This window comes from Saccharothrix mutabilis subsp. mutabilis, assembly GCF_039521145.1.
GTDB classification, from domain to species: domain Bacteria; phylum Actinomycetota; class Actinomycetes; order Mycobacteriales; family Pseudonocardiaceae; genus Actinosynnema; species Actinosynnema mutabilis.
The window spans coordinates 1-23645 of sequence record NZ_BAAABU010000008.1; the positions used below are offsets into that span (position 1 = coordinate 1).

25 protein-coding genes are annotated in these 23645 nt (G+C 72.3%); 11 read left to right on the forward strand and 14 right to left on the reverse strand.

Annotation, left to right across the window (positions count from 1 at the left end):
* Nucleotides 1-330: 330 nt before the first annotated feature.
* The gene (locus ABD126_RS19215; protein ID WP_343935251.1) at nt 331-1287 is read right to left on the reverse strand and encodes a M64 family metallopeptidase; all 957 of its coding nucleotides are present in this window, start codon (nt 1285-1287) and stop codon (nt 331-333) included.
* 157 nt (nt 1288-1444) lie between these two features.
* On the opposite strand from ABD126_RS19215, the gene ABD126_RS19220 reads away from it, so the two are divergent.
* From ABD126_RS19220 to ABD126_RS19235, 4 genes are all read left to right on the forward strand, one after another.
* Nucleotides 1445-2221, forward strand: a complete 777-nt coding sequence (locus ABD126_RS19220; RefSeq protein WP_343935252.1) for a cytochrome c biogenesis CcdA family protein — start codon at nt 1445-1447, stop codon at nt 2219-2221.
* A gap of 50 nt (nt 2222-2271) precedes the next feature.
* Complete coding sequence (gene resB / locus ABD126_RS19225; RefSeq protein WP_343935498.1) at nt 2272-3759, forward strand: cytochrome c biogenesis protein ResB; 1488 nt, start codon at nt 2272-2274, stop codon at nt 3757-3759.
* Complete coding sequence (gene ccsB, locus ABD126_RS19230) at nt 3759-4697, forward strand: c-type cytochrome biogenesis protein CcsB (RefSeq protein WP_343935253.1); 939 nt, start codon at nt 3759-3761, stop codon at nt 4695-4697. The genes resB and ccsB overlap by 1 nt, the downstream gene beginning before the upstream one ends.
* Nucleotides 4698-4796: 99 nt before the next feature.
* Nucleotides 4797-6155: a nucleotide-binding protein gene (locus tag ABD126_RS19235; protein WP_343935254.1), complete on the forward strand. Its 1359-nt coding sequence runs from the start codon at nt 4797-4799 to the stop codon at nt 6153-6155.
* 48 nt (nt 6156-6203) lie between these two features.
* Here the strand turns inward: ABD126_RS19235 and ABD126_RS19240 are convergent, their stop codons facing one another.
* Nucleotides 6204-6383, reverse strand: a complete 180-nt coding sequence (locus ABD126_RS19240) for a hypothetical protein (protein WP_309116979.1) — start codon at nt 6381-6383, stop codon at nt 6204-6206.
* Nucleotides 6384-6434: 51 nt separating this feature from the next.
* Nucleotides 6435-6653: a BldC family transcriptional regulator gene (locus ABD126_RS19245; protein WP_121224681.1), complete on the reverse strand. Its 219-nt coding sequence runs from the start codon at nt 6651-6653 to the stop codon at nt 6435-6437.
* 150 nt (nt 6654-6803) lie between these two features.
* Here ABD126_RS19245 and ABD126_RS19250 point away from each other — a divergent pair, with 150 nt between their 5' ends.
* Together ABD126_RS19250 and ABD126_RS19255 are read left to right on the forward strand one after the other, a co-directional pair.
* Entirely contained in the window at nt 6804-7265 is a 462-nt protein-coding gene (locus ABD126_RS19250) for an Lrp/AsnC family transcriptional regulator (protein WP_343935256.1), read from the forward strand.
* A gap of 11 nt (nt 7266-7276) precedes the next feature.
* On the forward strand, nt 7277-7543 hold the full coding sequence (locus tag ABD126_RS19255) for a DUF4229 domain-containing protein (protein ID WP_343935257.1): 267 nt from the start codon (nt 7277-7279) through the stop codon (nt 7541-7543).
* Nucleotides 7544-7557: 14 nt separating this feature from the next.
* Here ABD126_RS19255 and ABD126_RS19260 read toward each other — a convergent pair whose 3' ends face one another.
* Genes ABD126_RS19260 through ABD126_RS19275 form a run of 4 tightly spaced genes read right to left on the reverse strand, consistent with a single transcriptional unit; the run spans nt 7558 to nt 10468 of the window.
* Nucleotides 7558-7851 carry a hypothetical protein gene (locus tag ABD126_RS19260; protein WP_343935258.1) on the reverse strand — a complete coding sequence of 98 codons (294 nt, stop codon included), beginning with the start codon at nt 7849-7851 and terminating at the stop codon, nt 7558-7560.
* Nucleotides 7848-8168 carry a PadR family transcriptional regulator gene (locus ABD126_RS19265; RefSeq protein ID WP_343935259.1) on the reverse strand — a complete coding sequence of 107 codons (321 nt, stop codon included), beginning with the start codon at nt 8166-8168 and terminating at the stop codon, nt 7848-7850. The genes ABD126_RS19260 and ABD126_RS19265 overlap by 4 nt, the downstream gene beginning before the upstream one ends.
* A gap of 22 nt (nt 8169-8190) precedes the next feature.
* Nucleotides 8191-9426: an MFS transporter gene (locus ABD126_RS19270; protein WP_343935260.1), complete on the reverse strand. Its 1236-nt coding sequence runs from the start codon at nt 9424-9426 to the stop codon at nt 8191-8193.
* A 49-nt stretch (nt 9427-9475) separates the two neighbouring features.
* Nucleotides 9476-10468 carry an ADP-ribosylglycohydrolase family protein gene (locus tag ABD126_RS19275; RefSeq protein ID WP_343935261.1) on the reverse strand — a complete coding sequence of 331 codons (993 nt, stop codon included), beginning with the start codon at nt 10466-10468 and terminating at the stop codon, nt 9476-9478.
* Nucleotides 10469-10536: 68 nt separating this feature from the next.
* On the opposite strand from ABD126_RS19275, the gene cds1 reads away from it, so the two are divergent.
* Both cds1 and ABD126_RS19285 read left to right on the forward strand, forming a co-directional pair.
* Entirely contained in the window at nt 10537-11586 is a 1050-nt protein-coding gene (cds1, locus tag ABD126_RS19280) for an L-cysteine desulfhydrase Cds1 (protein WP_343935262.1), read from the forward strand.
* A gap of 97 nt (nt 11587-11683) precedes the next feature.
* Complete coding sequence (locus tag ABD126_RS19285; protein ID WP_343935499.1) at nt 11684-12079, forward strand: hypothetical protein; 396 nt, start codon at nt 11684-11686, stop codon at nt 12077-12079.
* A 33-nt stretch (nt 12080-12112) separates the two neighbouring features.
* Here ABD126_RS19285 and ABD126_RS19290 read toward each other — a convergent pair whose 3' ends face one another.
* From ABD126_RS19290 to ABD126_RS19305, 4 genes are all read right to left on the reverse strand, one after another.
* Entirely contained in the window at nt 12113-12985 is an 873-nt protein-coding gene (locus ABD126_RS19290; RefSeq protein ID WP_343935263.1) for a 1,4-dihydroxy-2-naphthoate polyprenyltransferase, read from the reverse strand.
* 43 nt (nt 12986-13028) lie between these two features.
* Complete coding sequence (locus ABD126_RS19295; protein WP_343935264.1) at nt 13029-14267, reverse strand: hypothetical protein; 1239 nt, start codon at nt 14265-14267, stop codon at nt 13029-13031.
* A 161-nt stretch (nt 14268-14428) separates the two neighbouring features.
* Nucleotides 14429-15454: an o-succinylbenzoate--CoA ligase gene (menE, locus tag ABD126_RS19300; protein WP_343935265.1), complete on the reverse strand. Its 1026-nt coding sequence runs from the start codon at nt 15452-15454 to the stop codon at nt 14429-14431.
* Between the two features lie 415 nt (nt 15455-15869).
* Complete coding sequence (locus ABD126_RS19305; RefSeq protein ID WP_343935266.1) at nt 15870-16781, reverse strand: 1,4-dihydroxy-2-naphthoyl-CoA synthase; 912 nt, start codon at nt 16779-16781, stop codon at nt 15870-15872.
* 162 nt (nt 16782-16943) lie between these two features.
* Between ABD126_RS19305 and menD the strand changes: the two genes are divergently transcribed.
* A complete protein-coding gene (gene menD, locus ABD126_RS19310) occupies nt 16944-18572 on the forward strand; it encodes a 2-succinyl-5-enolpyruvyl-6-hydroxy-3-cyclohexene-1-carboxylic-acid synthase (protein WP_343935267.1) in 1629 nt (542 codons plus the stop codon).
* A 56-nt stretch (nt 18573-18628) separates the two neighbouring features.
* Nucleotides 18629-20122, forward strand: a complete 1494-nt coding sequence (locus tag ABD126_RS19315; RefSeq protein ID WP_343935269.1) for a M1 family metallopeptidase — start codon at nt 18629-18631, stop codon at nt 20120-20122.
* Between the two features lie 98 nt (nt 20123-20220).
* On the opposite strand, the gene ABD126_RS19320 is transcribed toward ABD126_RS19315, so the two are convergent.
* From ABD126_RS19320 to ABD126_RS19330, 3 genes are read right to left on the reverse strand one after another with little or no spacing between them, the layout of a single operon-like run.
* Nucleotides 20221-21312, reverse strand: coding sequence for a CU044_5270 family protein (locus tag ABD126_RS19320; protein ID WP_343935270.1), 1092 nt, complete (start codon nt 21310-21312; stop codon nt 20221-20223).
* Nucleotides 21312-21860, reverse strand: coding sequence for an RNA polymerase sigma factor (locus ABD126_RS19325; protein WP_343935271.1), 549 nt, complete (start codon nt 21858-21860; stop codon nt 21312-21314). The genes ABD126_RS19320 and ABD126_RS19325 overlap by 1 nt, the downstream gene beginning before the upstream one ends.
* Before the next feature lie 44 nt (nt 21861-21904).
* Nucleotides 21905-23134, reverse strand: coding sequence for an isochorismate synthase (locus tag ABD126_RS19330; RefSeq protein ID WP_343935272.1), 1230 nt, complete (start codon nt 23132-23134; stop codon nt 21905-21907).
* A gap of 63 nt (nt 23135-23197) precedes the next feature.
* Here ABD126_RS19330 and ABD126_RS19335 point away from each other — a divergent pair, with 63 nt between their 5' ends.
* On the forward strand, nt 23198-23632 hold the full coding sequence (locus ABD126_RS19335) for a DUF3592 domain-containing protein (protein ID WP_343935273.1): 435 nt from the start codon (nt 23198-23200) through the stop codon (nt 23630-23632).
* Nucleotides 23633-23645 lie beyond the last annotated feature (13 nt).

Genomic DNA, 23645 nt, shown 5'->3' on the forward strand with positions numbered 1-23645 from the left:
CGCGAAGCGTGGGCTTGAGAGCGACAGCGTGAGTTCAAAGCGTAAAAGAGCCTCGCCGGCGGGCGAGCCACCGAAGATGGACACAACTACCAAAGCGAGGGCTTCTTGCTTGTGTCATCTCCGCATGGCCCGGCAAAGCCGACCACATTTTCCCGGGGTTGGTCGAAAAACTTTTGCTCGTTCCTCGCAAAACTTTTTGGCCCAACCCCGGGAAAATGTGGTAGCCCTTCGGGCGGGCCATACGGAGATGATACAAGCAAGAAGCCCGGCTTGGGTTGTGTCCCCTCCGGTGGGCTGCCCGTTCGGCGCTTCGCGCCGGTTGGTGTCGGGTCAGTTCAGGTCGGGGATCTTCGCTTTGAAGGCGTTGATCATGGCTTCGCGGCCGATCAGGTTGAACTCGCGGCCCAGGGTGCGCATGATCGAGTTCTCTGTGGGGCGGTAGAGGCCGTAGCGGTAGTAGCGGCTGCCTTCGTACGCGCCTACCGTGCCGCCGTCCGGGGACGGTTGGCCGGTGTACCTCGACCACTTCGCGCCGGCCGGGTCGGCGGTCGCGTTGGGTTCGGTCGGTTCGCCGCCGGTGTACCTGTCGTACGGGTAGTCGTACTCGTCGGCCAGGCCGCCGATGGAGTGGCCCAGTTCGTGCACCGCGATCTGGCCGGCCTGGTCGTTCGCGCCGGCCGCGGTGGCGATGCCGCCGCCTGCGCCGCCGTACTTGGCGGTGTTGCCCAGGGCGATGACCTGGTCGGCTTGGGGGGCGAGGGCGCCGAACTGGCCCGCCTTCGTCTGGTTGACGCAGAGGAGGCGTTCGGTGTTCACGTCCCGGCCCTGGCACCAGAAGCCCATGTCCAGCGCCGTGTCGCGGTTCGTGCCCAGGGTGGGGTCGTTGTCCACGCCCGACTCCGGGGAGACGACGTTGACCTGCCAGACGTTGAAGTACTGCTTGTAGGACTTGAACGGCTCGACCGCCGACAGTTCCGCCCACTTGCCCACCACGTGGTCGTGGTAGGTCGCCAGGTCGCCCTGCGTGTACCCGTCACCGACGAAGACCAGGTCGAAGCGCTGGTCGGGCGCGCCGGTCTCCTGGATCGCCACCACGTCCGCGGCCACCCGCGCCGGCTCGGCTCTGGTCTCCAGTGCCCTCGGGACGGCCACCTGGGTGATGCTCCCGTCCGGCGAGAACACCTCCCGCCACTCGACGGGGGACTGCGCGGCGCCACCGGGGGCGGGGGCGGTGACGACGACCAGTGCGACGGCCAGCACGGGCAGGGTGAGCCGGTGAACTCGCATGGTGGTGACGCTATGAAGCAGGTCACTCACTCACAAGGGTGGAAAGACGGGTTTAGCCGATAGGGGAACCGGGAAAGGCCCCTATCGGAGTGACGGGGGTCATCACTAAGGGCAGCCGGTGGGCGAGGGGTCCCGGTGGCTCCCTACCCTGGTTGGCGTGAACCCGACCGACCTCGCCATCTCGGGCCCGTTGGTGCTGGCCACGGGCGTGGCGGTGCTCGCCGGGGCGATCTCCTTCGCGTCCCCCTGCGTGGTGCCGCTGGTGCCCGGTTACCTGGCCTACCTGGCCGGGCTCGTCGGCGCCGAGGCGCCGGCGGTGACCGAGGGGGAGGGGCGCAAGGCCGGGCGGTGGCGGGTCGCGGGAGCGGCCGGGTTGTTCGTGCTCGGGTTCACCGTCGTGTTCGCGCTCACCTCGTTCGTGGTGCTCGGGTTGAGCGACGCCCTCTACTTCAACGCCGACACGCTCCAGCGCGTCGGCGGTGTCGTCACCATCGCGATGGGTCTGGTCTTCATCGGACTGGTGCCCGCGCTCCAGAAGGACATCCGGCTGCACCGCACCCCGCGCGGCGGGTTGATCGGCGCGCCGCTGCTGGGCGGGGTGTTCGCGCTCGGGTGGACGCCGTGCGTCGGGCCCACGCTGTCCGGGGTGCTCGCCCTGGCGCGCGGCACCGAGGTCGGGTCGGCCACCGGGCGCGGGGTGGTGCTGGTGCTGGCCTACTGCATCGGGCTCGGGTTGCCGTTCATCCTGATCGCGCTGGGCGCGCGGTGGGCGGTGCGGGTGACCGGGTGGCTGCGCGGGCACGTCCGGCAGGTGCAGGTGTTCGGCGGGGTGCTGCTGATCGCGGTCGGCGTGGCGCTGGTCACCGGGCTGTGGGGCGAGTTCGTGTTCTGGCTGCGGGACGCCGTGGTCAGCGACGTGGAACTGCCGTTGTAGTGAAAGCGTTCCTGGCCTTCCTGCGCAACACGTGGCGCGGTCTCACCGCGATGCGCACGGCGCTCACGCTGCTGTTCCTGTTGGCGCTGGGCGCGATGCCGGGCGCGTTGCTGCCGCAGCGCTCGCTCAACGCGCAGAAGGTCGCCGAGTACATCGCCGAGAACGGCTGGTGGGGCCGGTTCCTCGACCGCCTGCAGTTCTACGACGTCTACGCCAGCTACTGGTTCTCCGCGGTCTACGTGCTGCTGTTCGTGTCGCTGGTCGGCTGCCTGCTGCCGCGCACGTGGGAGTACTTCAAGCAGATGCGGGCCAAGCCCGTGCTGACCCCGCGCAACCTGTCCCGCCTGCCGCACCACGCGACCGCCGAGCTGTCCGCGAGCCCGGAAGCCGTGATGGCGTCGGCGAAGGCGCGGTTGAGGGGGTGGCGGCTGGTCGAGCGCGAGGAGGCCGACGGCGCGCGCAGCGTCAGCGCCGAGCGCGGCTACCTGCGCGAGACCGGCAACCTCGTCTTCCACTTCTCCCTGCTGGGCCTGCTGGTCGCGTTCGCGCTGGGCAAGATGGTCGGCTACGAGGGGCAGGTGATCGTCCAGTCCAAGGGCGGTCAGTTCTGCAACTCCGGCGTGTTCAACTTCGACAGCTTCCGGCCCGGCCTGCGCGTCGACGGCACCCAGCTGTCCCCGTTCTGCGTGCGGGTCAACGACTTCCACGCCACCTACCTGCACAACGGGCAGGCGCAGAGCTTCCGCGCGGACATCGACTACCAGTCCGGCGAGGACCTGCGGACCGGCACGTGGCGGCCGTACCCGCTGGAGGTCAACAGCCCGCTGCGCACCGCCGGCGACCGCGTCTACCTCCTCGGCCACGGCTACACCCCGATCTTCACCGTCCGGTTCCCCAACGGCGAGGTCCGCACCGGCACCACCCAGTGGCGGCCGGTCAACGAGGTCACCCTCGCCTCCGAGGGCGCGACGAAGTTCGACCCGCCCGGCGTCACCGACACCGAGCAGCGCCGCAAGAACCAGCTCGCCATCACCGGTCTGCTCGCGCCGACCGCCGGGTTCCGCGGCGAGCTGCTGGACTCGGTGTTCCCCGAGGCGCGCGACCCGGCGGTGGCGATCGACGTCTACCGGGGCGACCTGGGCACCGACTCCGGCCGCGGCCAGTCGATCTTCTCGATCGACGAGAAGCAGGTGCAGGACGGCAAGCTGACCAGGGTCGCGCGCCAGAACCTGCGCCAGGGCGAGGAACTCACCCTCGACGACGGCACGGTCGTCCGGTTCGAGGGCGTCAAGGACTGGGTGTCGCTCCAGGTGTCGCACGACCCCACGCAGGTGTGGGTGCTGGCGTTCTCGGTGCTGGTGATCCTGGGTCTGGGCGTGTCGCTGAGCGTGAAGCGCCGCCGCGTCTGGGTCCGGGCGGTCCCGGCGGCGGACGGGCGTACGGTTGTCGAGGTCGGCGGGCTCGCGCGCACCGACCAGGCCGGGTACGGCGAGGAGTTCGGCTCGCTCGCGCGTGACCTGCTGAAGGAGGAGAAGTGATGCCGGTCAACGAGACGCTGTCGACCTACAGCGACTGGACCTACGGTGCGGCCGTCTCCGTGTACTTCGTCGCGGCCGTGTTCTACCTGTGCGAGGCGGCCTTCGGGCGCACCAAGGTGCGTGAGCTGGTCGGCGCGGCGAAGGTGGCCGGCACCGCCGAGGACGGCACGTGGACGCCCGGCCTGGTGGTCAAGCAGGAGCGGTCCCGCGCCGAGAAGCTCGGCCGCATGGGCGTCGCCCTGACCGTGCTGGGCGCGCTGCTCCAGCTGATCTCCCTGGTGCTGCGCGGTTTCGCGACCGAGCGCGCGCCGTGGGGCAACATGTACGAGTACGGCTCGCTGCTGACGTTCGCCGCCGTGGCGACGTGGCTGGTGCTGATGCGCGCGTTCCCGGTGCGCAAGCTCGGCGGGTTCGTGCTGGTGCCGGTGGTCATCCTGATGTTCCTGGGCGGCACGGTGTTGTACGCCGAGGCCGCGCCCGTGCAGCCGGCGTTGCAGTCCTACTGGCTCGTGGTGCACGTGTCGGTGATCTCGGTGTCCAGCGGCATCCTGCTCGTGCCCGGCGTGACCAGCGTGCTGTACCTGCTGAAGTCCTCCGGCCGGGCGCGGTTCGCGAAGCTGCCCGACGCCGACGTGCTGGACCGGGTCGCCTACCGCAGCACGGTGTTCTCGTTCCCGCTGTTCACCATCGGCATCATCTGCGGCGCGATCTGGGCCGAGGCGGCGTGGGGCCGGTTCTGGGGCTGGGACCCCAAGGAGACCGTCGCGTTCGTGTGCTGGGTGGTCTACGCGGCCTACCTGCACGCCCGCGCGACCGCCGGCTGGCGCGGGCGTCCCGCGGCGTGGATCAACGCGCTGGGCTTCGCGCTCAACGTGTTCAACCTGTTCTTCATCAACCTGGTCACGACTGGATTGCACTCTTACGCGGGTGTCGGCTGACCGGCGTACCCAGTGTCGTGGAACCGCTGGGGGCCGACTACCGTCGAACCGTGAGGTCGGGGGAGGCTCGATCCGCTTTGCGCAGGGAGGACCCCAGCGGTGACCGGTCGCTACGAGAGTCCTGAGTCGTCGTGGCAGCCGCCGTCGGGCGCGGAAGGGCAGCAGCCCAACCCGAACCAGTCCGGCGGTTACCAGGTCGAGGGTTCGGGCGCCCACTACGTCGATCCCGCCACCGTCTACCTCGACCCCGCCCAGGGCACGCCGTCCGGGTCCTACCAGGTCGGCAACCAGTCGGGTCCGTACCAGGTCGGCAACCAGTCCGGGCCATACCAGGTGGGCAATCAGAGCGGGCCGTACCAGGTCGGTAACCAGTCCGGGCCGTACCAGGTCGGTAACCAGAGCGGGCCGTACCAGGTCGCCGGTCAGTCGGGGCCGCACCAGTTCCAGGGGCCGTTCCCGAACAACTTCCCGCAGAGCATCCAGCCCCAGCAGCCGCCCCAGCCGCCCCAGCCGCCGCAGCGCGCCCAGCAGGCCACGGCGCACGAGGTGTCGTCGCAGCAGCTGATCAAGCGCGCCAAGCGGCCCCCGCAGTCCGGCTGGCGCAAGACCGTGCACTCGATGACCGGCGGGCTGGTCAACCTGGGCGAGAGCCCGGCGGACGTGCGGCGGCGCGAGCTGATCGCGCGGATCAACCAGCCGCTGCGCGGGTGCTACAAGATCGCGATGCTGAGCCTCAAGGGCGGCGTCGGCAAGACCACCACGACCACCACGCTCGGCTCGACGTTCTCGTCGCTGCGCGGTGACCGGGTGATCGCCGTGGACGCCAACCCCGACCGCGGCACGCTCGCCCTGAAGGTGCCCCGCGAGACCACCGCGACCGTGCGGCACCTCCTGCGCGACGCGGCCCGCGTCACCAAGTACAGCGACGTCCGCGCGTACACCTCGCAGTCGCCCAGCCGGTTGGAGATCCTCGCCTCCGAGCAGGACCCGGCCGTGTCGGAGGCGTTCAGCGACCAGGACTACCTGCGCACGGTCGCGCTGCTCGAACTCTTCTACAACATCGTCCTCACCGACTGCGGCACCGGCTTGATGCACTCGGCGATGAAGGGCGTGCTGGACCAGGCCGACTCGCTGGTGCTGGTGTCGTCGGGCTCGGTGGACGGCGCGCAGACCTCCGCGGCGACCCTGGACTGGCTGGAGGCCCACGGCTACCGGGACCTGGTGGCCAAGTCCGTCGCCGTGATCAACTCGGTGCGGCCGGGGTCGGGCAAGGTGGACCTGGACAAGCTCGCCGCGCACTTCGCGCAGCGCTGCCGGGCCGTGGTGCGCATCCCGTTCGACGCGCACCTGGAGGAGGGCGCGGAGATCGAGCTGGACAAGCTCGGCCCGGAGACCCGCCTGGCCCTGCTGGAGCTGGCCGCGACCGTGGCCGACGACTTCCCCAACAAGGTCACCTGAGCACCAGAAGAGGGCCTCCCGCCCGGGAGGCCCTTCTTCGACGTGCGGTCACTCTTCTTCCGGACGCTTCTTCTTCGCCTGCTCGCCCAGCTTGCGCAAGAACTCCGGGTCGTCGTCCGGCGCGATCACACGGCGGCTGGGGGCGGAGTCGACCCGATCCGGCCCGAACGCGCGCCACAGCAGCACGGCGATGGTGAGCGCACCGATGAGCGCGAGCACGTAGAGCATGGTCGCCACCTCCTTCGCCACGAGGTTACCCGTGTCATGAGGTGAACGGACTCAGTGCCGCACCGGTTCGGTCGCCTCGGTGGTCAACTGCGAGAGCAGGGCCTGGACCTCGGACTCCCGGAACCGGCGGTGGCCGCCCGGGGTGCGGATGGAGCCGATGCGGCCGGCGGTCGCCCACCGGGTGACGGTCTTGGGGTCGACGCGGAACAGACTGGCCACTTCACCCGGCGTGAGCAGCCGTTCCCCCTGGTGTCCCTGCGTGACGGTCACGGTCTTCCTCCCCGATGCCGATCAGACGTACCGGACGCATCGTGGCATCCCGGCCTTCGGGTACTCGAACGCTTGGGTGATGGTAAAGAGGTAGTAAGGGACGAAGTGGGCGGTTCGGACATCGCCGCCGCTACCCCTACGCTAGGCCCGGTGGACGCACTTGATCGCCAGATCATCGCCGCCCTCCGCGAGAACGGCCGGGCCACCTACGCCGACCTGGGGCGCAAGGTCGGCCTGTCCGCCTCCGCCGTGCACGAGCGGGTCGGCAAGCTGGAGGCCACCGGGGTCATCGTCGGCTACCACGCCGTGGTGGACCCCAGCGCGGTCGGCCTGGGGGTGACGGCGCTGATCGGCATCCACCCCACCGACACCGCGGACGACGACGAACTGGCCGACGCGCTGGGCGAGCTGGTCGAGGTCGAGTCGTGCTACCGGGTGGCGGGCGACGAGTCGTTCATCGTGAAGGTCCGGGTGGCCACCGTGGACGACCTGGAGCGCTCGCTGGGCCGGCTTCGCCGCATCCCCGGCGTGGCGCGCACGCGGACCACGGTGGTGCTGTCCACGCGCTTCGAGGGCCGTCCCAACACCGCGACCGTCGACGGCGGCGCGTAGCCTGGGTAACCGTGCAACACCTGGGTCGTGATGTGACGCTGTACGTCTGCGCGCGGCTGGGCATGGTCGCCGCGGTCACGGCGGTCCTGGTCCTGCTCAACGTGCCGCTGCTGGTCGCCCTGGCGGTGGGCGTGGTCGTGGCGCTGCCGCTGTCGCTGTTCCTGTTCAAGGGCCTGCGCACGCGGGTGGCGCAGGGCTTGGAGGAGAAGCAGGCGGCGCGGCGGGCCGAGCGCGAGAAGCTGCGCGCCCAGCTGCGCGGCGAGTCCTCCGAGGGCTAGGCCGGCTGCACCGCCTAGACGACCAGCAGGAACATCCCGCCGAGGTTGGCCAGCACCAGGACGGCGAGCACCGCGGAGAACCGCGTGCTCTCCCGCAGCCGCAGACCGATGGCCAGGACCCCGATCGGCAGGACGGCTTTGCGCACGTTCGCGATCCGGAGCGCGCCGACCGCCACCCCCAGCGGCGACAACCCCGCTTCCGCCGCCCCGAGCACGTCCGCGCGCCACTGCTCGCGGTAGCGGTCCCGCAGGTGGCGGGGCAGCAACGCGACGGCACAGGTCACGACGAGCAGGGCGAGACGGGTCATCGCGCGGCCTCCGGTCCGGTGTTCGGCAAAGTCTTTTTTGCTCTGGCAGTCCGCCGGGCGACCACCTTGGCGGCCTCCCGCGCCCCGTCGGCGGTGAGCCGGTAGGTGCGCCGGCGCGGCCCACGCCGCTCGGGGTCGTCGTCCCACTCGGACGAAACCCAGCCCGCCCGTTCGAGCCGGTCGAGCAGGGGGTAGACGCTGCCGGACGGCCGGCCGGTCACCTTGATGATCTCCAGCCCCCACCGCGGGCGATCGCTGTCGAGGAGGACGGCAAGCACGTCCACCGTCGCCCCACCCACGCGCGCCAACGGCTCCACGGCCTTATCCTACCTATGTAGATCAAGGGTTGTCGAGGGTGGTGACCACCGGCTCGGCTCCGGCCGGCAGCCGACGCACCGAGCGCACGGCGAGCGCCGCCGGTGCGCTCAACACGGCGACCAGCGCGCCGGCGAGGAGCACGTGGCCGGCGCCGACGCGCTCGGCCGCCGGACCGGCCAGCGCCATGCCCAGGGGCGCGGCGGCCAAGCCGACCACGGTGGAGAAGCCGGTCGCCCGAGCGACCAGGTCGGCGGGGATGTGGACCTGCCGGGCGGTGTCGGTGAGCACGGCGTGGAGAGCGGACTGCACCCCGGCGGGAACAGCAGCGGCGACGAGCACTGCCACCGGTGCACCGGCCGCGAGCAGGACCAGCAGCGGGGCCAGGGCGACGGGGATGGCGACAGCCACCCGGAGCGGGTGCCGTGGCCGCCAACGCAGGGCGACGGTGCTGCCCAGCAGCGCGCCGACGGCGTACCCGTTGCCGATGAGGGCCCACGCCAGCGGGCCACCCAGGCGCTGATCGGCGATGATCGGGCCGAGGACCAGGAACGGGGAGATGCACACCCCGTTGATCACGGCGACCTGCACCGTGGTGGCCTGCAACCAAGGACGGGCGCGGAAGTCGCGCCACCCGTGCCGCACGGCGTCCAGCAGCGCAGGTCGAGGTGACACCGGCTGGATCGGGACCTTCAACGTGGCCAGCGCGACAGCGCTGACGGCGAACGTGGCGGCGTCGACGGCGAAGGACGCGCCCGCGCCGATGGTGGCCACCAGCGTCGCCGAGACGACCGGGGCGACCAGCGTCGCGGCGTTCTGGGCGGCGTTGACCAGGGCGTTCGCCTGCCGGCGCTGCGTCGCGGGCACCACGTCGGCGACCAGGCCCGCGGCGGCTGGGGTGAAGAAAGCCGTGGCCGCGCCCGCCACCGCCTGCAACGCGGCCAGGTGCCACAGGGCCGCGGTCCCGGTGATCAGCAGAGCGGCGGTCAGGCCTTGCGACGCGCACCGGACCACGTCGGCGGCGAGCATGACGGCGCGCCGCGACACCAGGTCGCCCACCACCCCGCCGGCGATCGTGAACACGACGACCGGCAACCGGCCGGCCAGCAGCACCAGCCCCACCTCGGTCGGCGACGCCCCGAGCCGCAACGCGCCGAACAGCAGCGCGATGGCGATCAGGCCGTCGCCGAGGTGCGAGGACGTCCGGGCGACGAAGTACCGGCGGAACGCCGGGTCGCGCAGCAGCGGGATCACGGGCATGAAAGTGCCGGCACCCACCGACAATCCGCTGTGCCGCGCGACCCGTGGGTCAGGTCTCGAACAGCTCGCCCGCCTCGTCGGCCAGCCGTGTGATCACGTCCGCCAGTTCCAGGTCCGCCAACCAGTGCTCCGGCACCTCGTCGACCCCGTCCCGCGTGCCCAGCAGGTTGCCGCAGATCGCGCCGGTCGAGTCGCTGTCGCCCGAGTGGTTCACCGCCAGCAGCAGCCCGTCCGCCGCGGACCGGGCCGTGAGGGCGGCCAGCAGGCCGATCGCCAGGGCCTCCTCGCCGACCCAGCCGCCGCCCAGCGTCGTCTCGACCACCTCCGGCGTCGGGCGCACGCCCCGCGCGGCCATCTCCACGGCCAGGTCCAGCAGGGCCAACTGCTCCTCGTGACCGTCCCAGCGAATCAGTTCGTCGCGCGCCGCGTCCACCGCCTCGGGCAGCGACGCGCCCAGCCGCAACCGCTGCACCACCACCGCCAGCACCCCCGCCGACAGGTAGCCGCTCGGGTGGCCGTGGGTCAGCGCGCCCGTCGCCGTGGCCAGCGCGAACACCTCGCGCGCGTCGTCGGACCACCACGCCACCGGGGCCGCGCGCATCACCGCGCCGCAGCCCTTGGAGTCGTTGATCGGCGACTCGACCGTGCCCAGCCGGCCCGACCGCAGCGCCGTCAGGCACGTGGTGCCCGGCGCGCGCAGCTCGTGCAGCTCCGGCACGTCCAGCAGCCACCCGTCGTGCGCCACCTCCGGACCGCCCTGGGTGCGCAGCCACCGCCCGTAGGCGACGCGCACCTCGTGCACCGGGTCGCTGCCCCGGCGCTTCGCGAGCACCAGGCCCTCCAGGGTGAACAGCGTCATCTGGGTGTCGTCCGTGATCGCGCCCAGCCGCCCGTAGGCCGGCGCGTAGTCGGTCAGACCCGACGGACCGAACCGGCCGCGCACGCGGTCGATCCGGTCGAACTCGATCGCGGCGCCCAGGGCGTCGCCCACGGCGCCCGCGAGCAGGCAGCCCCGCAGCGTCCGGCTCCCACGTGTGGTCACGCCGCAGAAGTTATCGTGCCGGCGTGACCACTTCCGTAGACCGATGTAGCTCCCGGACCAGGGAATGGGTGTGCGAGGCAGTCTCGATCATCGAGGCGGACGCCAACCGCAGCGCCGACACGCACCTGCTGCACTTCCCCCTTCCACTCGAATGGGGCATCGACCTCTACCTCAAAGACGAGTCCACCCACCCCACCGGCTCGCTCAAGCACCGCCTCGCCCGGTCGCTGTTCCTCTACGCCATCTGCAACGGCTGGGTCGTCGGCGGCACCCCGGTGATCGAGGCGTCCTCCGGCTCCACGGCCGTGTCCGAGGCGTACTTCGCGCGCCTGCTCGGGCTGCCGTTCATCGCCGTCATGCCCCGCTCCACCAGCGGGGAGAAGGTGGCGCTGATCGAGCGGCAGGGCGGCCAGTGCCACTTCGTCGACGAACCCGGCGCCATCTACGACGAGTCCCGCCGGCTCGCCGCCGAACTCGGCGGGCACTTCATGGACCAGTTCACCCACGCCGAGCGGGCCACGGACTGGCGCGGCAACAACAACATCGCCGAGTCGGTCTTCCAGCAGATGGCGCTGGAAGCCGCGCCCGAACCCGAGTGGGTCGTGGTCGGCGCGGGCACCGGCGGCACCAGCGCCACCGTCGGCCGGTACATCCACTACAAGAAGCTGCACACCCGGCTGGCCGTCGTGGACCCCGAGCACTCGGTGTTCTTCGACGCCTGGTGCGCGGGCGACCCCACCCTGGTCGGCTCGCGCGGGTCGCGCATCGAGGGCATCGGCCGGCCACGCGTCGAACCGTCGTTCGTCGGCCAGGTCATCGACCGGATGATCAAGGTGCCGGACGCGGCGTCGATCGCCACCATCCGGCACGTCGAGGAGGTCCTCGGCCGGCGCGTCGGCGGGTCCACCGGCACGAACCTGTGGGGCGCGTTCCAGCTCATCGCCGAGATGCGGGCGTCGCGCCTGCGCGGCAGCGTGGTCACCCTGCTGTGCGACGGCGGCGAGCGGTACGCCAACACCTACTACGACGACGGGTGGGTCGCCGCGCAGGGCCTGGACCTGGAGCCGCACCTGGCGACGCTGACCCGGTTCCGCTCGACCGGGACGTGGTCGGCCTAGAAGTCGACCGGGAAAATGTGCGGGTTCGAGGGAACGCGGGCGGGGCGGCGTGCGTCGCAGCGTGGATCGGTCGGTCGGGAAGGGGTTCTCCGTGAGCATGTGGCGGACCGCTGAGGTGATGACGGCCGAGGAGGTGCTGGGCCGGTCCGTCGCCGCCGCCGAACAGGCGATGCGGGAGGCGGCCAAGCTGCGCTACCCGGCCCGCGAACCCTCGGCGGAGGACGTGCGGCGCGTGATGGCGTTCGCCAAGTCGAACGAGGCGTCACCGGAACTGCAGGCACTGCAACGCCGCGTCGCCGGCGGCCACCTGAGCTGGCGCCAGGTGCTGATGGGCGAGGCGGCCCACGACCGCGGCGTGCGCGCGGCCCTGGAAGCCGACCGCGACCGGCTGGCCGCGCTGTGCCGGGGCGAGGAGGTCCGCGTGGACCCCCCCAAGCCCCGGCCGCGCGACGACGACGAACTCCCGGGCACCTTCACCGAGGACGCCTGGTAGGCCGGGAAGTCCCGGCAGGCGCTCGGCGGCGGCTCAGTCCAGCGCCAGGGTCACGGCGGTGATCAGGCCCCAGACCAGCATCGCCAGGCCGGTGGTCTGGAGGACCGGGATCAGGTCGCGGCCCTTGGCGCCCTTGGCCACCCGGCGCGCGCCGAGGAAGACCAGGGGCAGGGCGAGCAGGCCCAGCAGGGCGAGGGGGACCCGCAGGCCGATCGCCAGCGTGAGCAGGAACGGCACGGTCACCAGCGCCAGGTAGAGGCGGCGGGAGTCCCGGTCGCCCAACGTGCTCGCCAGGGTCCGCTTGCCCGCCTGCAGGTCGGTCGGGATGTCGCGCAGGCTGTTCGCGATCATCACGCCGGTGGAGAAGCAGCCCATCGCGATCGCGCCGCCGATGCCGATGCCGGTGACCTCGCCGGTCTGCACGTACAGCGTGCCCAGCACGGCCGCCGGGCCGAAGAACACGAACACCGCCAGCTCGCCGAGCCCCGAGTACCCGTACGGCTTGCGCCCGCCGGTGTAGAACCACGCCGCCGCGATGCACACCGCGCCGAACGCGACCATCCACCACCGGCCGCTGAGCACGACCAGCACCAGACCCGCGACGGCCGCGACGCCCAGCGCCGCGAACGCCGCCGTCCGCACGGTCCGGGGGTTCGCCACGCCGGAGCCGACCAGGCGGAACGGGCCGACCCGGTTCGCGTCGGTGCCGCGGATGCCGTCGGAGTAGTCGTTCGCGTAGTTCACGCCGATCTGGAGGGCGACGGCGACGACCAGGGCGAGCACCGAGTACGTCGGGTCGAACCCGTCGACGTGGTGCGCCGCGCCCGCGCCCACCAGGACGGGCGCGATGGAGTTCGGCAGGGTGCGGGGACGGGTCCCCGAGATCCACTGGGCGAGGGTGGCCATGCCGCCCATCCTCCGTGATGGATCTCGGGGACCCGTTGCCGGGTCAGCAGGTGGTGGCGCCGGACACGCCCGAGACGTAGGCCTTGGCGACGTACTTGCCCGCCGCGACCCGGTACCAGATGTTCGAGGTGCCCTGCGAGCCGGTGACGGACTGGCCGGTCACCTGGCACTCGACGCGCACCATCGCGTAGTTGGCCGCCAGGCCGACCTGGGTCGCGGTGGACGTGGCGCCGCTGCGGACGTTGAGCGGGTCGCCCGCGGTGCGCACGTAGCCCGCCGGGCCGGAGCCGGTCCACTGGTAGGTGACGGTGACCCAGGCGTTGTCGGTGAGCTTGAGGCCGTCCCAGAAGGTGCCGTCGGCCAGGTCGATGCCCGCCGGGTTGGCGACGGTGCGGCCGAACTGGTCCTTCCCGCCGTTGTAGCCGTCCTGGTAGGCGGCCTGGGCCTCGGGCTTGCCCTGCGGCAGGTCCTTCCACATCTCGCGGGTGGCCGGCGGGTTCCAGTAGTCGTCCTTGGTGTTCCACGGGCCGACGTCCCACACCGGGGCCCACTCGCAGCGGCCGTTGGACGCGCAGACGCGGACGCTGTAGGTGCCCGCGTTGTTGGCGGACAGGCCGCGCCGCGACGGCAGGGCGACGAAGTGGTCGCGCTCCTTGATCACGTGGCCGTTGGCGGTGGTGCCGCCGACCAGGCCCTCGCGGGTGGCGAAGATCCGGTAGGACAGGCCCGCCGCCTCCGTGCTGAAGGACTCCGTGGTGGCGGCGGTGAGCGTCAGCTCGCGCACCTCGGGGGTCTGGCGCTCGGCGGTGAGGGCGAGCCGGACCTGGACGGTGTCGGTGGTGGCGGGCAGGACGGCGGGGGCGTCCGGCCGCGCCTCGACCCACTCGGTCCACTGGTCGTCGCCGAGCGCGCCGCGGACGTCCACGGCGACTTCCGCGCCGGCGGGCACGGTGCTCTTCACGGCGGCGGCGACGGTGTTGGCCGGGGTGGCGAGCCGGTGCGGGGCGAGCTGGAGGAACCCGGTGCGCACGGCGGCGCGGGCGCTGGCCGGGGTGGGCGCGGCGCGGTCGAGCCGGACGGCGCCGCCGTCCGAGATGACGCCGCTGTCATCGGCGTCCACAATGGACAGGTCGGCTCGCCAGGAGGCGTCGGTCGCGCTCGTGGTGGGCGCGCCGGCGGCAGTGGGTGCTCCGGCGGCGTTGGGTGCGGCGGCAGCGGTGGGTGCTCCGGCGGCGGCAGCGGTGGGTGCTGCCGTCAGGCCGGCGGTCAGCACGGCGGTCACGGCGAGTGGTAACAGGTGGCGCCTCGTCATCGCAGCACTCCTCGCCCGGACAGGTGGAGCGGAGGGACCGCTTCAGGGGCCACCCGTCACGGTTCTTCACCGGAGCCAAGCGCGTGCCGGCGTTACTTGTCAACCAACAAGAAGTTGGCCGTGGGAAAAACTCACCCGAACGAGCGAGCGACCGCGGCGCGATCGACCTTGCCGGGACCCCGGGTGGGCAGTTGTCCGAGGAAGACGACCCGCTTCGGCATGGCGAACCGCCCGACCGCGTCGTGCACCGCCTGGCGCAGGACGTCGGGGTCGGGCCGGTCGTCGGGGTCGACGGGGACGACGGCGGCCACCACCGCTTGCCCCCACTCGTCGTCGGGCACGCCCACGACGCACACCTCGTGCACCCCGGGCTGCGCGGCGAGCACCCGCTCGACCTCCTGCGGCGACACGTTCTCGCCGCCGCTGATGATCACGTCGTCGGCGCGGCCGGTGATCTCCAGCGTGCCGCCGGTGGTGATCCGCCCGAGGTCCCCGGTCCGGAACCACTCGCCGAACGGCTCGCCGCCCTGGTAGCCGAGGGCGAGGGTCGGTCCGGCGATCTCGACCCGGCCGCGGGTGTCGAGGCGGATCTTGACGCCGTCGAGCGGGTGGCCGTCGTAGACGCAGCCGCCGGCGGTCTCGCTCATGCCGTAGGTGGTGACGACGTTGACGCCGGCCTCGCGGGCCCGGTGGAGCAGCGAGGGCGGCGTGGCGGCGCCGCCGATGAGGACGGCGTCGAACGCGCGGATCGCGGCCAGCCCGGGGCCTTCGGTGGCGACCAGGCGGGCGAGCTGGGTCGGGACGAGGGCGGTGTAGTGCGGGCCGGGGGTGGCGAGGACGGTGCGCGCGGCGGTGGCGAACCCGGACGCGCGGAAGCCCGCGGCGAGGTCCATGACGCCGGGTTCGGTGCCGGCGACGACCGAGCGGACGAGCACCTGGACGCCCGCGATGTGGGTGGTGGGCAGGGCGAGCAGCCAGGTGCCCGCCCCGCCGAGCCGTGCGTGGGTCGCCTCGGCGGACGCGATGAGCGCGGCGGCCGACAGCAACACCACCTTGGGCGATCCGGTCGAGCCGGAGGTGGACACCGCCAACACGGCCTCCCGCTCCCACCCGACCAGCGCCCCCAACTCCCGCCCACCGGGCAACCCGGCCGCCACGACAACCCGCCCACCCGCGACGGGCCGGGACGGGTCGGCAGACCGCTCGGAGCCCACCAAGCCGCCCGAGCCCGCAGGGCCTGCGGGGTCTGGCGGGTCTACTGGGCCTGCCGCTCGCGCCGCGCTCACCGAGCTGCCCGAGTCGACAGGGCTGGCCGCTTGCGTCGCGCTGGCCGAACTGCCCGAGCCCGCTGAGTCGGCAGGGGTGGCCGAGCCCGCCTGGGCCGCCGCGTCGGCTGTGCCTGCCGAGCCTGCCGAGCCTGCCGAGCCCGCCGAGTTGCCCGAGCCGTCTGAGGCCGCCGAGGTGGTCGAGACCGCCGAGCCGTCCGAGGTCGGAGGGAGGTCGGCTTGGGTCAGGGCTGCGTGGAGGGTGGTCAGGGTTGGCGGGTGTGTGGTCGTCATGGGGTGGCCGGGGTCAGTAGTAGTACGGGTAGTCGGACCAGTCCGGGTCGCGTTTTTCCAGGAATGCGTCTCGGCCCTCCACCGCCTCGTCCGTCATGTACGCGAGCCGGGTGGTTTCGCCGGCGAACAACTGCTGGCCCACCAAGCCGTCGTCGATGAGGTTGAAGGCGTATTTCAGCATCCGCTGCGCGGTCGGGGATTTGCCGTTGATCTCCTTCGCCCATTGCAGCGCGGTGTTCTCCAGTTCCGCGTGCGGCACGACCGCGTTCACCGCGCCCATCGCGTGCATTTCCGCCGCCGAGTACGTCCGGCCCAGGAAGAAGATCTCGCGCGCGAACTTCTGCCCCACCTGGCGCGCCAGGTACGCCGAGCCGTAACCGCCGTCGAAGCTGCCGACGTCGGCGTCGGTCTGCTTGAACCGCGCGTGCTCCTCGCTGGCCAGCGTGAGGTCGCACACCACGTGCAGGCTGTGCCCGCCCCCGGCCGCCCACCCCGGCACGACCGCGATCACGACCTTCGGCATGAACCGGATCAGCCGTTGGCACTCCAGGATGTGCAGCCGCCCGGCCCGCGCGGGGTCGACGGTGTCGGCCGTCTCACCCGACGCGTACTGGTACCCGCTGCGCCCGCGGATGCGCTGGTCACCGCCCGAGCAGAAGGCCCACCCCCCGTCGCGCGGCGACGGGCCGTTGCCCGTGAGCAGGACGCAGCCCACGTCGGGGCTCATCCGGGCGTGGTCCAGCGCGCGGTACAGCTCGTCCACCGTGTGGGGCCGGAACGCGTTGCGCACCTCGGGGCGGTGGAACGCGATGCGGACCGTGCCCTGGTCCACCGCGCGGTGGTAGGTGATGTCGGTGAAGTCGAAGCCTTCGACCGGCTTCCAGCGGGTCGGGTCGAACAGCTCGGAAACGTCCTGGTCTGCCACGCAGGGGACAATATGCCCGCGCGGAAGCTGAGAGCGGCCCAGGCCGCCGAAGGTCGGGAACGGCGTGTCGGTGCTGTGCAGTGGTCATGATCCCAGTATTCGAACACCTGTTCGACTCAGCAAGGTGAATCACCCGATCGAGCGCTGAGCGACAATGTGCAGGTGAATCCGTCCACCGCGCAGGCCCGGGTGCTCGTCGACGAGCTGATCCGCAACGACGTCCGGCACGTCGTGCTGAGCCCCGGCTCGCGCAACGCGCCGCTCTCCATCGCCCTCGCGGAGGCCGCCGCGCACGGCCGGATCACCCTGCACGTCCGCATCGACGAGCGCAGCGCCGGCTTCCTCGCCCTGGGCCTGGCCAAGGGCAGCGGCCAGGTCACCGCCGTGACCTGCACGTCCGGCACCGCCGTCGCCAACCTCCACCCGGCGGTCCTGGAAGCGCGGCACACGCGGACGCCGGTCATCGCCCTCACCGCCGACCGCCCGGTCGAGCTGTACCGCACCGGGGCGAGCCAGACCGTCGACCAGCACGGCATCCTGGGCGTGGCCACCCTCCAATTCCCCGTCGCCGAACGCCGCACCGGCCAGAACGGCCTGTGGCGCTCCCTGGTCTGCCGCGCGGTCGCCGCCGCCCGCGACACCGGCCCGGTGCACGTCAACGTCCCCTTCCGGGAGCCCCTGGTCCCAACCGGCGACGACTGGGTCGAGCCGCTGGACGGCCGCCCGTTCGACATGCCCTGGACCCGCACCGACCCGCGCACCACGACCTCCGTGCACGCCGCCGACCACCTCGGCCCGCGCACCCTGGTGGTCGTCGGCGACACCGACAAGGACCTCGACGACCTGGCCGGACGCGCCGGCTGGCCGGTCGTCGCCGAACCCACCGCGACCGCCGCCGACGCGCTGCGCCACGGCTCCCTGCTGCTCAACGCGGGCGACCTGCCCGCCGAGCTGACCCCGGACGCCGTGGTCGTCGTCGGCCGCCCCACCCTGTCCCGGGGCGTGACGCGCCTGCTCGCCACCACCCCCACCGTCCACGTCCTGTCCGACGCCCCGGACTGGCCGGACCCGCAGTTCGCCGCCACCCACACCTCCACCGACCTGGTGCTGGGCGAGCACGAGGTGGACCCGGCGTGGCTGGCCGCCTGGCGGCACGCCGACAAGGCCGCCGCCGCGGCCGTGGACGACCTGCTCACCCGCGAACCGTGGCCGACCGGCCTGCACGTGGCCCGCGACGTGCTCGACGCCCTCCCGCCGCGCAGCAGGCTTTTCCTGGGCTCCTCGAACCCGGTCCGCGACGTGGACCTGGTCGCCACGCCCCGCGCGGACGTGCGGGTGCACGCCAACCGCGGCGTCGCGGGCATCGACGGCAGCGTCTCCACCGCCGCCGGCCTCGCGCTCACCGCCGGCCCCGCGTTCGCCCTGATCGGCGACCTGACGTTCCTGCACGACACCAACGGCCTGCTGCTCGGCCCCGGTGAACCGCGCCCCGACCTGACCGTGGTCGTCCTCAACGACGACGGCGGCGGCATCTTCACCCTCCTCGAACAGGGGGCGCCCAAGCACGCGGCCACGTTCGAGCGGGTGTTCGGCACGCCGCACGGCACCGATCTCGCGCTCCTGTGCGCCGCGCACGGCGTCCCGCACACCCGCGTCGAGACGGCCGACCAGTTGAGACGAGCGCTGACCCCGCCGAACGGAATGCGCGTGCTGGAAATCCGGGCGAAACGCACCGAATTGCGCGATCTGCACAGCCGTCTCAAGGCGGCGGTGTCAACCGCTTTCCATTAGCCAGGAACCTACGGACGGGGGTACAGCGCGCCTTGCGGGAAAGCTAGCTTCCCGGCATGTCCCTCAGAGCGAAGCTCACGCTAGGCACCGCCACCGCGGCTTCACTGCTGCTGCTCGCCGGCACCGCGACCGCCGCGGAACCCGGCGCACCGGGCATCGGCGACCCGTACTACCCGAATGCGGGCAACGGCGGGTACGACGTCTCCCACTACGACATCCGGCTCAATTACCAGCCGACCTCCGACAACCTCTCCGGCACGACGACCATCGTCGCCCGGACCACCCAGGACCTGAGCCGCTTCAACCTGGACTTCCTGCTCAAGGTCAGCTCGATCCGGGTGAACAACCGCGTCGCCTCCTTCACCCAGAGCGGCGGCGAGCTGGTCGTCGACCCGAAGCAGAGCCTCCGCAAGGGCTCCGACGTGACCATCGTCGTCACGTACTCCGACGTGCCCTCCAGCCACGCCGTGGACGGCTACACGGCGTGGAAGCGCACCGCCGACGGCGCGCTGGCGATCGACGAGCCGGACATCGCGCAGTGGTGGTACCCGAGCAACAACCACCCGACCGACAAGGCGACCTTCGACGTGTCGGTGGCCGTGCCGGACGGCGTGGAGGTCATCTCCAACGGCCTGTTCAACGGCACCGCCAAGCAGATCAACGGCTGGACCCGGTGGCGTTGGCGGAGCCTGAAGCCGCAGGCCACCTACCTGACCTACGTGGCGATCGGCCAGTTCGAGGTGCGGCAGTCGACCGCGCCCAACGGCCAGCCGGTGGTCAACGCGTACTCGCTGAACCTGGGCGAGAACGAGCTGCCCGCCAAGGCCAGCGTCGAGCGCACGCCCGAGGTGACGGAGTTCCTGGAGCAGAGCTTCGGCCCGTACCCGTTCGAGGCGCAGGGCGGCGTGGTCGCGCCGGGCATCGGGTTCGCGCTGGAGAACCAGACCCGTTCGACCTACGACCCGGCGTTCTTCCGGCGCGGCGCGAACACCTACGTCGTGGCGCACGAGGTGGCGCACCAGTGGTTCGGCGACTCGGTGTCGGTGCAGCGCTGGCGGGACATCTGGCTGAACGAGGGCTTCGCCAGCTACGCGGAGTTCCTGTGGTCGGAGCACGTGGGCGAGGGCACCGCGCAGGAGAACGCCGAGTACATCTACGACCTGTACCCGGCCGACAGCGCCTTCTGGCAGGTGCTGCCCGGTGACCCGGGCGCGGCGGACCTGTTCCACGGCGCGGTCTACGACCGTGGCGCGCTGGCCGTGCACGCGCTGCGCGTGGCCGTGGGCGACGAGGCGTTCTTCACGATCCTGAAGCGCTGGACGCAGCAGAAGAAGTACGGCAACGGCACGGTCGAGGAGTTCATCGCGCTGTCCGAGTCGGTGTCGGGGCAGCAGTTGGACGAGCTGTTCCAGACCTGGCTGTTCACGCCGGGCAAGCCGGCGGCGGCGCCGGGCGCGGCCACGTTCGCCACGCAGGCCGTGGTGGCGGAGCCGAAGGCGTTCCAGAAGATCCGTGAGACCCACGTGCTGCTCGACTCGCACGTGCACTGATCGCGCTGTGGACGCGGAGCGGCCCCCACCTCGCGCGAGGTGGGGGCCGCTTCCCGTGCGGGGGTTCGGCTTCGGCCGGTGTCGTCGGCCGCTGGGGCTCAGCCCTGGCCGATGCCGTCCACGACCTTGGTGGTGATGGCGCTGTAGCCGGTGACCGTGCCGGGCTCGATCCACGAGTAGTGCGGGTTGGGCCCGGCGACCGTGCGCTCGCCGATGAACTCGCCGGTGGCGGGGTCCACGATCAGGTCCCGCCGCTCCTTCTCGTCCTCGATGCCGATGGCGACGCCGGTGCGGCCGTCCAGCGTCACCGCCGAGTCGTGGACCTTCACGCCGTCCAGCAGGGCGAGCGCCCGGTACCAGCCGGCCCGCAGGTCGGCGGGCATGAGGCCGGTGCGCAGCATCTCCACGCCCCAGTGGAACATCACGGCCGGCGTCGCGCCGCGGTGGGCGGTCGCGCCGCGCAGGTAGTCCACGATCGCCTGCGGGTCGCGCGGCAGGGCGTCGTAGAAGGCGGGGTTGTCCCAGTCCTTCGGGTCGCCGCAGGCCTTGGCGTCCTGGGCGTTGGGGAAGAAGTTGCCGCACTTGCCGCGCCGCTCGCCGGTGTCGGTGTCGGTGGCCTGGGGCTCCTGCGCCTCTGACTGCGGGACCGAGCCGCCGAGCCACTTCAGGCCGGGCAGCCAGGACCGCCGCTCCAGCCAGTCCTGGGACTGGTCCCGCGGGATCCACTTCTCGTAGGCGACTTCCTTGAGCCAGGTGTAGCCGGGCGTGCCCCGCTGGTACCAGGCGTGTTCGCGGATGAACCGGTACTGGCCCGGCGCGAGCACCGGGTCGACGGCCTTGATGGCGTCGGCGGCGTTGTTCAGGACCTCCTGCGCGGACAGCAGCTGCACGGCGGGAGCCGAGGACGTGGCCACGGTCAGGGCGCTGTCGGTGGTCGTGGGGGGTGCCTGGCGGTTCAGCGCGATGCCCGCGACCAGGACGGCGGCGGCAGCGGCGGCGACCGGCACGGCCCAGCGGACCCGGCGGGAGGCGCCGGTCCGCGCGCCTGTGAGGACGGTGAACCTGCCCGCGCGGCGCGGCTCCTCCTCGGCGGCGGCGGCCAGGACGCGGGCGCGGACGTCGTCCAGCGCGCCGGTCGAGTGGCGGGCCCGGTGGTTGATCTGGTCGAGGACGTCGTCGAGGTCGCTCATCAGCGGTCCTTCTCGGTCAGCAGGGCTTGGAGGCGGGCGCGGACGCGGTGCAGGCGGGAGCGGACCGTGCTGGCCGGCTCCCCGAGGGCGGCGGCGACCTCGGCCGGCGTGAGGCCGGCCCAGGAGGTCAGCAGCAGCGCGTCCCGGTCCTCGTCGCGCAGGTCGTCGAGCGCGGCGGCGACGGCCTTGGAGGCGCGTTCGGCGTCCACGCGGTCGGCGACGAACGCGCCGTGGTCGGGTTCGGGCCGGCCGACCGCGCGCAGGCCGGCGCGGTGGCCGCGCACCTCGCGGCGGACGTGCTCGCGCACCAGGTTGGTCGCGATCCCGTACAGCCAGCCCTTGACCGGGGCCTTGGCCGGGTCGTAGGTGTGCCGGCGGCGCAACGCCACCAGGAACGTCTCGGCCACCAGGTCGTCGGCCGCGGACTCGCCGACGCGGCCCGCGAGGTAGCCGCGCAGCTGCCGCGAGTGGGCGTCGAACAGCTCCGCGAACACGGCGGTCACGTCGGGCCCGCGCAGGTCCGGCGGTTTCTCCAGTGCTGTGGTCACACACCGGTTGACCGCAGGCCCCTCCGGCGTCCCGGTGACCTCCGTCACATGCCTTCGAGTGCTTCGCGGAAGGGCAGCATCTTGGCGTGCGCCTCGCGGACCTCGGAGTCCGGGTCGGACTCGGCGACCAGCCCGCAGCCGGCGAACAGGCGCGCGGTGCGGCCCTCGACCTGGGCGCAGCGCAGCGCGATGCCCAGCTCGCCGTCGCCGTTGCCGTCGATCCAGCCCACGGGACCGGAGTAGCGGCCCCGGTCCATGCCCTCCAGCTCCTCGATGACGGCGATCGCGTCGGCCCGGGGCGTGCCGCCGACGGCCGCCGTGGGGTGCAGGGCCTCACCGAGCCGCAGCAGCGACGGGGAGTCGTTGAGGGTGCCGATGACGTCGCTGGACAGGTGCGACACGTTCGGCAGGCGCAGCACCGAGGGACCCTCGACGGACATGGTGGCGCAGAACGGCCGCAGCGTGTCGGCCAGCGAGGCCACCGCGTACTCGTGCTCCTCGCGGTTCTTGCCCGACGACAACAGCGCGGCTGCCAGCTCGTCGTCGGACATGCCGTCGTGCGGCCACGTGGTGCCGGCCAGCACCCGCGAGTCGACCACCTGGCCGGACCGGCGCAGCAGCAGCTCGGGCGTGGCCCCGACCAGGCCGTCCACCGCGTACACCCAGCACTCGGGGTAGCGGCGGGCCAGGCCGCGCAGCACGAACCGGTGGTCGATCGGCGCGTCGGCCACGGCCAGCAGGTCGTGCGCGAGGACGACCTTGTCCAGCTCGCCGGCCCGCATCCGGGCCACGGCCGCGCGCACCGCCTCCCGGTACGCGGTGACCGACAGCTCGCCGTCGGCGTAGCGGACGGTCGAGGGCCGGGTGACCGGCTGCACGGGGTGCGGCTCGCTCTCGCCGACCGTGGTGAGCCACGTCTCACCGCCGCGCCGCCCGACCACGACCTCCGGCACGACCAGCACGGAGTGCCCCGGCCGGTCGGCGAACGCCATGCTCACGAACGCGACCGGCCCCGAACCGGGCACGCCCACCTCGTCCTCGACGTCCAGGGCCGCGGTGAAGTCGCGCCACCAGGCGTCGGCGGCGGCGAACCGGTCCGGCCCGGACACCTCAACGCGCGCCGCCTCACCCCACCCGACCAGGCCTGATCCGTCCCGCACCCAGGCCAGGGCGCCGGTCGGCGCGGGCAGCCTGCCCAGCAGGCCACCGGCCGGGACGCGCCTGGTGTGCACGCGCAACCGCTGACGGGTCCGGGAGGCGGGAGCTGTGGTCACGGCGTCGAGGGTATGGACTCATCGCTGAGATTCCGCGTCCGCCCAGCCCTAGACTCCTCAGTTGTGGTGGACAACGCAGTGCTGACCGGTCGTCGGCGGAAGGCGAAGCGGCTGGTGGGCCGGGCACTGCTGGTGCTGGGCGGCGTCGTGACGCTGATCGGCGTGACCCTGCTCGCCGCGTGCGTGCGCGACGACCTGGCCATCGAGAACCGCATGGGCAAGGCGACCGCCGAGGTGGTGTCGGTCTCGTTCCAGCGCACGGTGGTGCGGTTCGCGACCCCGGACGGGAAGGTCTACAGCCCCTCGCAGGGCGTCCTGTACCCGGACGGCCTGGAGCCGGGCCAGCTCGTGCGCATCGAGTACGACACCGCGGACCCGGAGATCGCGCGCGTGGCGGAGCGCACCTGGACCCTGGCGATCCTGCCCATCACGACGTTCCTGCTCGGCGTGTGGGCCGTGCTGCTGCCGCTGCGCTGGTGGGTGCGCCGCCGCTTGTGACACTTGTTCCCGA